The sequence below is a fragment of the Streptomyces pactum genome (assembly GCF_002005225.1).
Classification (GTDB): Bacteria; Actinomycetota; Actinomycetes; order Streptomycetales; family Streptomycetaceae; genus Streptomyces; species Streptomyces pactum_A.
The window spans coordinates 5,465,626-5,478,295 of record NZ_CP019724.1; the positions used below are offsets into that span (position 1 = coordinate 5,465,626).

At 75.2% G+C, this 12,670-nt stretch carries 11 protein-coding genes; 5 read left to right on the forward strand and 6 right to left on the reverse strand.

All coding sequences use genetic code 11. From position 1 onward, the window contains the following. Window positions 1-196: 196 nt before the first annotated feature. From B1H29_RS23330 to B1H29_RS23345, 4 genes are read right to left on the reverse strand one after another with little or no spacing between them, the layout of a single operon-like run. The gene (locus tag B1H29_RS23330; RefSeq protein WP_055417081.1) at window positions 197-1,573 is read right to left on the reverse strand and encodes an AAA domain-containing protein; all 1,377 of its coding nucleotides are present in this window, start codon (window positions 1,571-1,573) and stop codon (window positions 197-199) included. After that, window positions 1,570-3,186, reverse strand: a complete 1,617-nt coding sequence (locus B1H29_RS23335; protein ID WP_055417080.1) for a hypothetical protein — start codon at window positions 3,184-3,186, stop codon at window positions 1,570-1,572. Before B1H29_RS23335 ends, B1H29_RS23330 begins: the two co-directional genes overlap by 4 nt. Next, window positions 3,177-4,289 (reverse strand): hypothetical protein, encoded by a 1,113-nt coding sequence (locus tag B1H29_RS23340; protein WP_167392615.1) that lies wholly within the window; start codon window positions 4,287-4,289, stop codon window positions 3,177-3,179. Before B1H29_RS23340 ends, B1H29_RS23335 begins: the two co-directional genes overlap by 10 nt. Before the next feature lies 1 nt (window position 4,290). Further along, window positions 4,291-5,244, reverse strand: a complete 954-nt coding sequence (locus B1H29_RS23345) for a phosphatase PAP2 family protein (protein ID WP_055417078.1) — start codon at window positions 5,242-5,244, stop codon at window positions 4,291-4,293. Window positions 5,245-5,440: 196 nt separating this feature from the next. Between B1H29_RS23345 and B1H29_RS23350 the strand changes: the two genes are divergently transcribed. Continuing rightward, window positions 5,441-6,037 (forward strand): histidine phosphatase family protein, encoded by a 597-nt coding sequence (locus B1H29_RS23350; RefSeq protein WP_055417077.1) that lies wholly within the window; start codon window positions 5,441-5,443, stop codon window positions 6,035-6,037. Between the two features lie 369 nt (window positions 6,038-6,406). Here B1H29_RS23350 and B1H29_RS23355 read toward each other — a convergent pair whose 3' ends face one another. Further along, window positions 6,407-7,864, reverse strand: coding sequence for a hypothetical protein (locus tag B1H29_RS23355; RefSeq protein WP_055417076.1), 1,458 nt, complete (start codon window positions 7,862-7,864; stop codon window positions 6,407-6,409). A gap of 303 nt (window positions 7,865-8,167) precedes the next feature. Here B1H29_RS23355 and B1H29_RS23360 point away from each other — a divergent pair, with 303 nt between their 5' ends. Beyond that, window positions 8,168-8,551 carry a hypothetical protein gene (locus tag B1H29_RS23360; RefSeq protein ID WP_055417744.1) on the forward strand — a complete coding sequence of 128 codons (384 nt, stop codon included), beginning with the start codon at window positions 8,168-8,170 and terminating at the stop codon, window positions 8,549-8,551. A 52-nt stretch (window positions 8,552-8,603) separates the two neighbouring features. Further along, entirely contained in the window at window positions 8,604-9,473 is an 870-nt protein-coding gene (locus B1H29_RS23365; protein ID WP_055417075.1) for a spermidine synthase, read from the forward strand. A gap of 1 nt (window position 9,474) precedes the next feature. Here B1H29_RS23365 and B1H29_RS23370 read toward each other — a convergent pair whose 3' ends face one another. Next, window positions 9,475-10,035 (reverse strand): hypothetical protein, encoded by a 561-nt coding sequence (locus B1H29_RS23370; protein WP_055417743.1) that lies wholly within the window; start codon window positions 10,033-10,035, stop codon window positions 9,475-9,477. 290 nt (window positions 10,036-10,325) lie between these two features. Between B1H29_RS23370 and B1H29_RS23375 the strand changes: the two genes are divergently transcribed. Next, a complete protein-coding gene (locus B1H29_RS23375) occupies window positions 10,326-11,150 on the forward strand; it encodes a response regulator transcription factor (RefSeq protein ID WP_079160414.1) in 825 nt (274 codons plus the stop codon). Beyond that, complete coding sequence (locus B1H29_RS23380) at window positions 11,147-12,556, forward strand: sensor histidine kinase (protein ID WP_055417074.1); 1,410 nt, start codon at window positions 11,147-11,149, stop codon at window positions 12,554-12,556. Before B1H29_RS23375 ends, B1H29_RS23380 begins: the two co-directional genes overlap by 4 nt. The last annotated feature ends 114 nt before the right edge of the window (window positions 12,557-12,670 follow it).

The window sequence follows — 12,670 nt, forward strand, 5'->3', positions numbered from 1 at the left end:
GCACCGGCTCCCCACGCGACTCACCCGGCTCCCTCGCTCCGCGACCGGTCCGCGACCGGTCCCTTATCGACGATCCCCGCCACAGCGTCCGGCCGCTTCGCAGCCCTGGCCCGAGCCATGTCTTCCCTGCGCGGCACGTGTTCGGCGTTGGAATCTCAGCCCCGAGGGAAACGACGGACCGGCGCCACGGGGATGTTCACGGCCGCCACCCCACCCGGTGCTCCGCCAGGTGCGCCAGCACCGCGTGATTCGCCTCCCAGCCGTCCGGGAACTTCACCAGCGTGCCGAGCTGCACCGGCTCCGTGGACGGATAGTCGTCCAGCAGCTCGCCCACTCCCTCCCGGCAGACCACGACGCACGCGTGCCGGTGCCGGGAGGCCAGCACGCACAGGCGGCCGGTCTCCAGGTGGAAGGCGGTGGCGTCGGGGCGGCCGGAGAGCGGGTGCAGGACGACGGTGACGTCGTACTCGCGGCCCTGGAGGCGGTTCGCCGTGTCCACGGTCACGTCGCTCACGCCGAGGTCGGCCAGCGCGGCCCGTACCGCCGCCGCCTGGTCCCGGTGCGCCGTGCCGACGGCGATGCGGGCGGACGTCAGGGGGGCGGGGCCGGGCGAGCGCTCGGACGTCGTCGCGCCCTCCCGGTCCAGGAGCCGCCGGACCACCGCCGCCACCGCCCGCACCGCCTCCGGGTCGGTGCGGGGCGTGTGCCGTGCGGGCAGCTCCAGCAGGCCCCAGCCGGAGCGGGCGGCCTCGTCGATCACCCGGTCGGGGCCCGAGCCGTCCGACGCCACCGCGAAGGACAGGCCCCGGTCGCCGTGGCCGGTGCCGCTGCGGAACGGCGTGTACGGGTAGAACGCGTCGGAGACCAGCCGCGCCGCCGACGCCGGCAGCCGCCACGACACCGGCAGCCGGTGCTGGGGCAGGCCCGGGTTGTGGGCGAGGAGCGTCGTCACGGCGGAGGCGGAGGGGTCGTACGACAGGCCCGCCCACTGCTCGCTGCCCACCGTCGCGAACGGGTCCAACTGCCCCGGGTCGCCCACGAACAGCGCCCGCTCGAAGAGCCCGGCGACCGCCAGCAGCGAGTCGGAGCGCATCTGGTACGCCTCGTCGACGATCGCGTGCCGCCACGGCTCGTCCACCGGGACGTGCGCCCACTTCGCGGCGGTCGACAGGACGACGGCCTGCCCGGCGAGATCGGCGGCCTTCGCCGACTTGCGTACGCTCGCCAGGTCGTCGAGCGCCTTGTCGTACGGGTCGGCGTCGCTGCTGTGCAGGCGGCCCACCGGCAGGTCGGGGTTCTTCTCCGCCAGCCGCAGGACCAGGTCGTCGACCTGGGCGTTGGTCTGCGCCACGACCATCAGGGGACGGCCGGCCTCGGCCAGTTCCAGTGCCGCCCGCACCACGAGGGTGGACTTGCCGGCGCCCGGCGGGGAGTCGACGACGACACCGCGCTCGGTGCCGTGCAGGGTGTCGTGGAGGATCGCTGCGGTGGCGCGGGCGGCCTCCGCGCCCGGGTCGAAGCCCGCCGGGGCGGCGGTGGGGTCGACGGGGGCCGTGGGGGCCTCGGCGGTCACAGGACGTCCTCCTCCGTCTGGGCGTCGGCCGCCTCCGGTACGGCGGCCGTCTCGCCGGGCGGTCCGCCGTGCGTCCACGGGGTCCGGTCCGGGTCGGGCAGCTTCGCGCCGCCCCGCTGCTCGTGTTCGAAGAGGGTGAAGCACACCAGGTCGCCCTTCTCGGGCACCGATCCGGCCTCGGGCTCCTTGCCCCGGCCCATCTTGTCGACGATCCGCAGGACCAGCCCGCCCTCGTGCCCGTCCTCGTCGGCCGGTCCGACGTACTGCGCCGCCTGCGGCTTGCCGCCCAGCGACCGGTAGACCTTCACGTGCTCGCCCAGATGCGGCCGGTCGTCCGTGCGGACCGTGACCAGCGGGCGCGGACTGGGCCGCTTGCTCTCGCTGTACGCCATGACCACGTCGGTGACCTCTCCGGCGAACGCCTCGCCGGACAGCCGCCGCCCGGCCATCACCAGCGGATCGTCCAGCGCCTCCTGGGCGTCCAGCCGGGCCTGCTCGCGCTCGCGCGTGGCGAGCTTGTTCGCCGCCGTCACCGCGTCGTCGCGGCGCGGCTGCGGGGGCTCACCGGACAGGACGCGGTCGCGGTGGGACGTGAACGACCAGCGGTCGCGGGTCCACCGCTCCTCGACGTGCGCCCCGGCCGGCAGCTCCCGCAGCAGGTCCAGGCCCCGCCACACGGCGTCCCAGGTGGGTCGCGTACGGCTCTCGACCAGGGCGCGGATCTCCCGCTCGGCCGCGGTGAGCGCGCCGAGCCGCTCGTCGGCCTCCAGACCGTCCTCGGCGGCGGCGAGCGCGGTGCGGGCACGGTCGTAGCGCTCGATGGCGGGGCCGAGCAGTTTGTTGTCGAAGGCCGGGTCGGTCGCCGGCCCCGCGGGCGGGCACAGCAGTTGGCCGTCGGCGTCGCGCGCGAGTTCGGCACGCCGCGCGGCCTCGGCGCCGGTCGTCGCCTCGCCGTCGGCCCGCGGGGCGATCCAGGCCAGCAGCGCCCCCAGGTGCTGGTCCTCCAGCGTGGACTGGCCGGTCGCCCAGTGCCGGCCCAGCAGGTCGGTCATGGCGAGGAGGAGGGAGGAACCCGGGACTCGGGCCCGCTCGCCGTAGTGGGTCAGCCACCGGCCGAGCAGCGGCACCCTCGGCGGCGCGGGGTGCGGTGCCTGCGGGTCCTGCTCCGCCGTACGCCGGAAACGCATCGACCTGCCCAGCAGCCGTACGAAGTCGACGCCGGCCCGGCTCGGCACGATCAGTTGCGCGGCGTCCGCGCACAGGTCGACCTCGACCTTGACCCGCTTGCCCGTCTCCGGGGCGGTCTCGGTGCGCTCGGCGGCCTCCACGCTGTCGGCGTACGCCTCGACGTGCGGCAGCACGATGCCGGCCAGCTCGGCCAGGAACGCGAAGCGCAGATCGCGGTCGCGGGGCTGCGGGACGACCAGCAGGTGCGGTGCGTCCCGGTCGGTGCCGACCAGGGCGCCCAGCGGGGCACCGGCCTCGCCCGCGGTGATCAGCGGCACGAAGACCAGCGGACGGTCGGACAGGTGCCGGTGCCGGACCGTGGCGGCGGGCTGGGCGTGGCCGGTGCGCACCGCCTCCAGCCGGGCGAGCGTCGTGATCAGTGACACCCGGCCACCCCGCTCCCGCCCGCTTCGACGCCGGCCGCCGCGAGCGCCTCCGCACGCAGCCGGGCCGCCCTGCGCAGGGCGGCCACCGCCGGGTCGTCGGGATCGCCGGCCTCTCCGCGGGCCGCCGCCAGCACGTCCTCCACCGTCGACAGACCGCCGAGCTCGGCCCGGACCGGACGGCCCAGCGCGGTCACCGCGCCGGTCTCCCGGGACCGGGCGCGGCAGTGGAAGGCCAGCTCGCAGGCGGACAGGCACTCCGGCGCGTACGTCGCCGGGACCGCCTCGACCGCGGCGGTCAGCTCCTCCGCCGGCAGGTCGGGGGAGAAGCGGACGCCCTCGGGGAGCGTGTCGGCGATGTCCTCGAGACGGGTCAGGCGGGCCAACTGGCGGTCCGTGACCGCGCGCTGCCTGCGCACGTCGACGGCGGACGCCGTGGGCAGGTTGGAGAAGTCCTTGGGGCACACCAGGAGCACGCGGTGGCGCACGCGCGGCGCGGGGTCCAGACGGGCGGCCACCCGCTCCAGGGCCAGCACGTACACCGCGGCCTGCCGCGCGGCGGCGCCGACCTTCGCCGGGTCGGCGGAACCGTCCAGCATGGGGAAGGACTTGATCTCGACGACCGTCCAGCTTCCGTCCGGATGGACCACCACCGCGTCCGGTTCCAGGAAGGCGGGGGAACCGGCGACGTCGAGGGCGAGCATCGGGTGGTCGAGGAGCGTCCAGCTCCCGGGGGCGCCGGGTGTCCCGGTGGCCTCCCGCAGGGCCAGCGAGGTCCGCGCCGCGCGGCCTTCGGGGCCGGACGCGGACAGGTCGGGCACGTGGGCGGCGGCGGGCGGCTCGGCGCCCCGGTCCAGTTGCTCGTGCACGAGCCGCAGCAGCTCGGCGCCCCCGTCCGCCTTGACCCGCGCCTCGAAGGCGTTGCCCCGCGTGAACGCGAACTGGGACTGTCCGAAAACCGCCGGCGAGCCCAGCGCGCCGGCGAGCGACGCCTTGTCCACCCCGGCGCCGTCGAGGATGGCTCGCCGGCGGCACCCGGGGTTGGCGGCGAGGGCGGCCAGGGCCCGCGCGTCCAGCGCCTTGGCCGGTACGTCCGGACCGCGCAGCTCAGCGAGCCGGTGCCGGAGTCTCGTCCCCCGCGTCCGAGGAGGAGACGTCCGGTTCGGCTCCTGGCCCGAACCGCTGCTCGCGCTGCCGTGGAAATCGCTCACCCGCGGAAGTCTGGCATCCACCACTGACAATCGTGGAACCCGCGTCGGCCGGGGCCGGTGCGGCCGGTGCGAAACGGGCCGCGAGCCGGGTCCGCACCCGGTCCGCCGTCCGCAGCACGTACGGCGTCAGCAGCAGTCCCGCGCCCATCACGGCCGCTCCCGCGACCGCGTCGAGGAAGTAGTGGTTGGCGGTGCCCATCACCACGATCGTGGTCACCAGCGGGTAGACGACGGCGGCCACCTTCGTCGTGCGCGTGCCGCCGTAGCGCCACAGGATCACCCCGCACCACAGCGCCCAGCCCACGTGCAGGCTCGGCATGGCCGCGTACTGGTTGGTCATCCCGCCCAGGCCGCGCGGCGCGCTCGCCTCGCCGCCCCACCAGCCGTACGAGCTGTACTGGGCCATCGTGTCGACGAAGCCGTGGCTCGCGTCCAGCAGCCGGGGCGGGCAGGTCGGCAGCAGGGTGAAGCCGACGAGGCCGATGAACGTGGACGTCAACAGCCAGGTGCGGGCGGCCCGGTAGCGCACGGTGCGCGAGCGGAACAGCCAGATCAGGAGGGCGGGGGTGACCGCGTAGTGCAGCGACGCGTACCAGAAGTCGGCCGGTATGCCGATCCACGGCTCGCGGGTGAAGAGGCGGTTGAGCGGGTGCTCCGCGTTGAGGAACAGCGCCTCCTCCAGCCGCAGGATGGCCAGGCCGTGATCGACCGCGTCGGAGATGTCACCCCGGACGAGGAGCCGGCCCGCGGAGTAGCAGGCGTACACGAGGACGATGAGCGGCAGCTCGGTCCACCAGCGCAAGCGAGTTCTCGGGGTCGCCTCGGTGCCCGGTGTCTCGGTGTGCGGCAATCCGATCGCCCTCCCCCTTCGTTCTCGCGCGCCTCGGACGGACACGGGCGTGCCACTTTACGGCCTCTGCGCGCCCCGCTTCACTGGGCGCCCTCGGCCCTGATAGACGCCGGGATCGCCCGCCGGGTTGCCCGCGTGCGGCGTGCGCGATGATGGAGTGGTCCTTCAGACATTTCTCCCGGAAAGGCCCCCTTCCATGGCACCGCGCATCCTGCTGGCCCGGCACGGACAGACGGAGTGGTCGCTGTCCGGCAGACACACCGGCAGGACCGACGTCCCGCTCCTGGAGGAGGGCAGGCGCGGCGCCAAGCTGCTCGGCGAGCGGCTGCACCGGGCGCCGCTGGAGGGGCTGCCCGGGGTGGAGGTGCGCACCAGCCCGCTGTCCCGCGCGAGCCAGACCTGCGAGCTGGCCGGTTTCGGTGAGCGCGCCCGGGCCTGGGACACGCTGATGGAGTGGGACTACGGGGCCTACGAGGGCATGACGCCGGACGAGATCCAGGCGGTCCGGCCCGGCTGGCTGATCTGGCGGGACGGAGTGCCCGGGGGCGAGAGCCTGGCGGAGGTCACCGCGCGCGCGGACGAGGTGGTGGCGTGGGCGCGGGAGGCGGACCGCGACGTGCTGGTCTTCGCCCACGGGCACATTCTCCGGTCGATCGGGGCGCGGTGGCTGGGGCTGCCGCTGGACTTCGCGGCGCGGATACGGCTGAACCCGACGTCGCTGTCGGTGCTGGGCTGGGCGTACGGGGAGCCGGCGCTGGAGAGCTGGAACGACTTGGGGCACCTGGCGGGCTGACGTCGGCGTGGCCCGGCGTCGGCGTGGCCCGGCTTCGGCGCTGTCCGGCCGAGACGTTGTCCGGCGGAGGCGCTGCTGTGCGGCGGAGGCGCTGTCGGGCGGAGGTTCTGTCCGGTGGAGGCGCTGCCCGGCGGAGGCGCTGCCCGGCTTTACGGGCGCTCAGGCTGCCTCAGGTCCCAGGGCTGCCCCGTGCCCCGTGCCCCGTGCCCCGGGCTTCAGGTGTCCCAGGTCCCAGGCCGCCCCAGGGCCAGCCCCCAGCCCTCAGGCCCCAAGCCCTCGGGAGCCGTCGGGGAGCACTGGGCAGGCGCGGCTGCCGCGGCCGGGGCCGGGGCCGGGGCGGTGCCCGCGGGCACCGCGCCGTGGTGCGGATCACGCCGTTCGCGGCAGGGCAGCGTGGCGGTCCAGGAAGGCGGAGACGTCCGATGCCCGCCGGTGCGGCAGCAGTACCCGTGCCGTGGCGGACAGCATCGTGCGGACGCGTGACGACTGGACCTCGCCCAGCAGGTCCAGGACCCGCATGCCCGCCCCCGCCGCCTCGTCGGGCCGGCCGCCGCGCGCCAGGTCGTCCGCCAGTTCCGCCGAGTACAGCGCGAGGTTCCGGGTGAAGTGCGGGTCCTGCAGTTCGCCCGCCCGGCGTGCGTGCCGTGCCGCCCGGGGCCAGTCGCCCAGGGTGGACCAGCACTGGGCCTCCAGTCCCTCCAGCTCGGCCTCGCCGTAGAAGCTCATCCACTCGGGGTCGGCCTCCGAGGGGCCCCGTCCGAAGAAGGCCTGCGCGCGGGCCAGCGCCTGCTCGCAGCCGACGCGGTCGGCCAGCCCCGCCCAGCCGCCCGCCTCGCGCAGCGCGAGCAGGGACATCAGCCGGGCCGAGCCCAGCGGGCGGGCGGCGCTCCGCGCGGCCTGGGCCGCCCGTACCGCCTCGCGCGGACGCCCGGCGTCGCGGGCCAGGAACGCCATGTTGCAGAAGGCGTGCGCCTCCAGACCCGCGTCGCCGTTCATCCGGGACGTGGCGAGGGCCTCGGCGTAGTGGGAGCGCGCGTCGTCGAAGCGCCCGGAGTCGTGCGCCAGCCAGCCCACGGAGATCGCCAGTTCACCGGCGCCGGAGTAGAGCCGGTCCGCCGTCGCCTGCCGGGTCGCACCGGCGTCCAGCAGCGCGTACGCGGTACGCAGCGGGGCCGCCGCGCGCCGGTAGAGACCGTCGGCGCCGTGCCGGTCGTCGAGCAGCCGGATCCGGCGGACGGCTTCTTCGAGGGCGCCCGCGTAGCCCGCCCCGGCCCTGCGTACGGGGCGCTGCGCCGCCGCGGCGTCGAGAGCGAGCCCCAGAGGGCCCAGCGATGCGACGGCCACCGTGGCACCGCTCGTCATGAATGCGCGACGCAGCACGTCGCTCTCCTCGTTGTCGTCGTGCGGGTCTCGCGTGTCGTGCGTGTCCCGCGTGTGCGGTGTCTCATACGGCTCGTGCGCCCCTCGCATCTCACCCGTGGCGCGCGAAGGCGCCCCGGGGTACGTCGGGGGCGCGTCCTCCGAGGCGCGCGCCCGGCGCCCGCGTACCGACGAACGGGGCGCGAAGCCCAGGTCGGTGAGCGTGCGGCCGGGGAACATGTGGAGGAACACCCGCTCGTACGCGTAGTTGGGGCAGCGGATCTCGCCCGCCTCGACCCGGCCGACGTAGCGCGCGTCGCAACTGACCCGCTCGCCGATCTCCCGCGCGGCCCGCCGCACCACCGCCGCGAACTCGGCGGGCGAGCGCCCGCCGCGCAAGCGCCGGAAGGCGAGGTTCGGCCGCGCCGGCCGGTCGGGCTGGGCTGAGGTCACCGTTGACGACGCCATGGCCGGGTCCTCTCGTGCGAACCGACGAACCATGCCGGGACGGGGGCGGGTTACGAGGATTTCTCCGTTTGTCAGCCCTGTTCCCGGCGAGCAAGAACGTACCGGCTGTGACGGAGCCGCCACGCGCTGTTTGGCTACAAACCGGATATCTCATCCGCGTTCTGCCATGAAGTGCCATCCTTTGCGGCTGACTTGTGCCGTAGCCGTTGACGGCTCCACGCGTTGAACGCTGCGGACCGGGAGGCCCCCCGACTCCCGACCCGACCCGCTCGTCCAAGGAGGAGTTCCGTGGTGGAGGCCGGGATGGATACCAGACGGTTCAGCGATCCCCCCTGCGACGCCTGCGAGGTCGTCACCGTGCCGACCCGGCAGGGTCTGGAGGCGGTCGACATCCTCAGGCGGGGCGCCGGTGACGGGGTGGGCCCCGTGATCCACGATTACGGCTGCGACACCCTGGGGTTCCTGGTGCCGCCGGGCACGGCCGCCGCCTGGGACGTGCCGGGCAGCACCTGCACGGAGACGGACGGCCGCGGACTGAGCCTCGACCCGGCCCCCGAGCCGCCCCTGGCGGGCTCGGACTGGCTGCTGCCCCCCGGCGAGGCGGACCTGGCGACCGACCCCGCGGTACTGCGGGCGGCGCTGGGCGAGGCGGCCCGGCTGATCGAGGCCGCGGACGGCTGTAGCTGAGTCCCCCGGTCCACCCGTACGGTGCCGTTCCGGTCGCGCCGATAATGGACCGATGGGAAAGTCCAGGAACGCCCGCCGCGGGCGCGCTGCCGCCGAAGCCGTCGCCGAGAACGTCGACGGCGGGCTCGCCGAGCTGATCCCCGACCGGGAGCGCGGCCGGGCCTGGACGCTGCTGATCGACGGCGCCCCGCAGTCGCACGTCGACCTGGACGACCCGGCGTACCTGTCCTTCGAGTACCAGCGCCGCCTCGGGCACGTCATCGACCTGGCCGCCCCGCCGGGCAAGCCGGTGCAGGCCGTGCACCTCGGCGGTGGCGCCCTCACCCTCGCCCGTTACGTCGCCGCCACCCGCCCCCGCTCCACCCAGCAGGTCGTCGAGAAGGACGCCGGCCTCGTCGAGCTGGTCCGCCGGGAACTTCCCCTGGACCCCGGCGCCCGGATCCGGGTGCGCTCCGCCGACGCCCGCGCCGGACTGGCCAAGGTGCCCGACGGCTGGGCACGGCTGGTCGTCGCGGACGTCTTCAGCGGGGCCCGTACCCCGGCCCACCTGACGTCCACCGAGTTCCTCGACGAGGTCCGGCGCGCCCTCGCGCCCGGCGGCATCTTCGCCGCCAACCTCGCCGACGGACCGCCGCTCGCCCATCTGCGCGGACAGATCGCCACCGCCGCCGACCGCTTCCCGGAACTCGCCCTCGTCGCCGACCCGGCCGTACTGCGCGGCAAGCGCTTCGGCAACGCGATCCTCGTCGCCTCCGACCACCCGCTGCCGGTCGCCGAACTCACCCGCCGCGCCGCCTGCGACCCCCACCCCGCGCGCGTGGCACACGGCCGCGTGCTGGCCGACTTCACCGGCGGCGCCGTACCCGTGACGGACGCGGCGGCGGTGGCCTCCCCGGCGCCGCCCCCGTCCGTCTTCCGGTGACTCAGTAGGTGCCGACCTCCACCCGGGGCGGACCGTCGTGCCAGGTGCAGAACACCGACACCCGGTCCGCGCCCGAGGCGAACTCCACCCGGATCCACGACTCCGTCTTCCACACCTGCATCGACCAGCCCGCACCCGGCGTCGCCGACACCAGGGACGCGGACGACGTACCGAGGTCGAAGACCGCGCGGCCACCGTCGGTTTCGTAACTCCTGACCCGGCCGGACGCGGTGGGGGAGGGGGCCACCGGAGCCTCGGAAGAGGTGGACGGCGCGGTCCGGGGCGGGGTGGGGGACGGTTCGTCGGGGGTCTCGCTCGGCTTCGGCGAGGCACTGCCCGAGGGCGACGGCCGCCTGGTGGACGAGGCCAACGACCCCGAACCCGCGGTGTCCTGCGCCTCCCGCGACTCCCGCGCGCCCTCGTCGGCCGCCGTGATGGGCAGGGCGCGAGGGCGGTCGTAGGCAGTGCCCGCCATCACCGTGTGGACGCCCCACCACGACAGCGTGACCGCCGCGCCGGTGGCGAGCAGCCAGGCGAGTACGTGTACGAGTCCTCTGCGCATCGCGGCCATACTGCCTCACGCGTCACAGGCGTGTCGCCCGAACGGAACCGGAACCAGGTCAGGGACCGGCTCGGGAACGCGAGCGGGAACAAGGCCGGGGGTAAGGCCGGAAGCGAGGCGGGAACGAGGCCGGGAGCGGGGCCGGAGCGGGGCCGGGAGCGGGGCCGGAGCGGGGCCGGAGCGAGGCGGGAACGAGGCCGGAGCAGGGGCCGGCCGGGGCCCGACGGAGCCGGACCGGAGTTGTCCACAGGCCCGCACCGGGCCGGCCCGCATGGCGTACGGTGCCGCCCATGGCAAGTGTGCTCGTGGTCGAGGACGACCAGTTCGTACGCTCGGCGCTCATCCGGCATCTGACCGACGCCTCGCACACGGTGCGCAGCGTCGGCACGGCGCTGGAGGCGCTGCGCGAGGTCGCCCATTTCCGTTTCGACGTGGTGATCCTCGACCTCGGACTGCCCGACCTGGACGGCTCCGAGGCGTTGAAGATGCTGCGCGGCATCACCGACGTACCGGTGATCGTGGCCACCGCCCGGGACGACGAGGCGGAGGTCGTGCGGCTGCTGAACGCGGGCGCGGACGACTACCTCACCAAGCCGTTCTCCGTCGAGCACCTGTCGGCCCGGATGGCGGCCGTGCTGCGCCGTGCCCGGTCCGGCCCCGCCGAGGCGGCGCCGTCGACCGTCATCCGGGTCGGCGGCCTCACCGTCGACCCGCTGCGCCGCCAGGCCGAACTGGACGGCGCCCGGCTCGACCTGACCCGCCGCGAGTTCGACCTGCTCGCCTTCCTGGCCGGCCGGCCGGGAGTCGTCGTCCCCCGCAGGGAACTGCTCGCCGAGGTCTGGCAGCAGTCCTACGGCGACGACCAGACCATCGACGTCCACCTGTCCTGGCTGCGCCGCAAACTGGGCGAGACCGCGGCCCGGCCGCGGTACCTGCACACCCTGCGCGGCGTCGGCGTGAAGCTGGAGCCGCCCACGGAGCCACCCGTCGGCCCGCCCGCGGGACCGTCCACCGGGCCGCCCGCCGGTCCGCCCGCGCGACCGCCCGCCGGTCCGCCCGCGCGACCGCCCGCCGGGCCGGCCACGGGGCTTCCCGCAGCGGAGCCGCCACGATGAGATGGGCCCTGGTCAAGGTGTCGCTCGCGGTCACCGCGATGGTCGTGGTCGCCTTCGCCGTCCCACTCGGACTCGTCATCCGGGAGATGGCCCGGGACCGGGCCTTCTCCAACGCCGAGCGGGAGGCCGCCGCCGTCGCCCCGGCACTGTCCATCACCACCGACCGCGAGCAGTTGGAGCGCGTCGTCGCCTCCGCCGGCTCGGACGCCGGGATGGCCGTGCACATACCGGCGTCCGGCAAGGAGAGCGGCGGCACCGACATCGGCCGGCAGCGCGCCACCGACGACGACATCGCCGCCGTACGGGAGATGGGCCGCGCCTCCACCACGGAGGTGGCCGGCGGTTCCACGCTGCTCCAGCCGGTCGCGCTCAGTTCCGGCGAGATCGCCGTCGTCGAGGTCTACGTCCCCGAGTCCGAGGTCACCAACGGCGTCGGCACGGCCTGGGCGGTGCTCGCCGCGGTCGGCGCCGCCCTGATCGTCGGCTCGGTCGCGGTCGCCGACCGGCTGGGCGTACGGATGGTGCAGCCCGCGCAGCGCCTGGTCGAGGGCGCGCACGAACTGGGGGAGGGGAAGCTGGGCGCGCGGGTGCCGGAGGAGGGCCCGAACGAACTGCGCCTGGCGGCGGTGGCGTTCAACTCCATGGCCGACCAGGTCGTCCAGCTCCTGGCCAACGAACGGGAGCTGGCCGCCGACCTCTCCCACCGGTTGCGTACGCCGCTGACCGTGCTGCGGCTCAACGCGGCCTCGCTCGGCGACGGGCCGGCCGCCGACCAGACCCGGTCCGCCGTCGAGCAGTTGGAGCGCGAGGTCGACACGATCATCCGCACCGCCCGGGACGCCAAGCCGCAGACGGCCGCGGCCGGACCCGGCGCCGGGTGCGACGCGGCCGAGGTGGTGCGGGAGCGGATGGGGTTCTGGTCGGCGCTCGCCGAGGACGAGGGCCGCAAGTGGCGGGTGGCCGGCGCCGACCGGCCGGTGCGCATACCCGTGGCCCGCGCCGACCTGGCCGCCTCCCTCGACGCCCTGCTCGGCAACGTCTTCCGGCACACCGCCGAGGGCACCGCCTTCGCGGTCGACCTGCACAACGGCGAGGACGCGGTGATCGTGCTCGTCTCGGACGCGGGCCCCGGCATCCCCGACCCCGACGCGGCGATGGCCCGCGGCCGGGGCTCGGGCAACGACGGGTCGACCGGGCTGGGCCTGGACATCGTGCGCAGGCTGGCGGAGTCGACGGGCGGCGACGTACGGATCGGCTCCTCCGTGCTCGGCGGGACCGAGGTGCGGCTCTGGATCCAACTGGACGGGCGGGCGGCGCCGGTACGGCGCGGACACCGGGGGTCAGTACGGCGCCGCCGGCAGCCCCGGGTCGCCGCGACCTTTAATCGGTCCCGATCCCTCCCTTAAGCGCACCCTAAGATCGCCAACCCCCGCCCGGATCAGGCTCTTTGCCCGTTTCGGGCTCGCTAGCGTGCTGCCGCACCCCACCCCCACACGCACCCCCCGGCGGGGCCCCGTGAA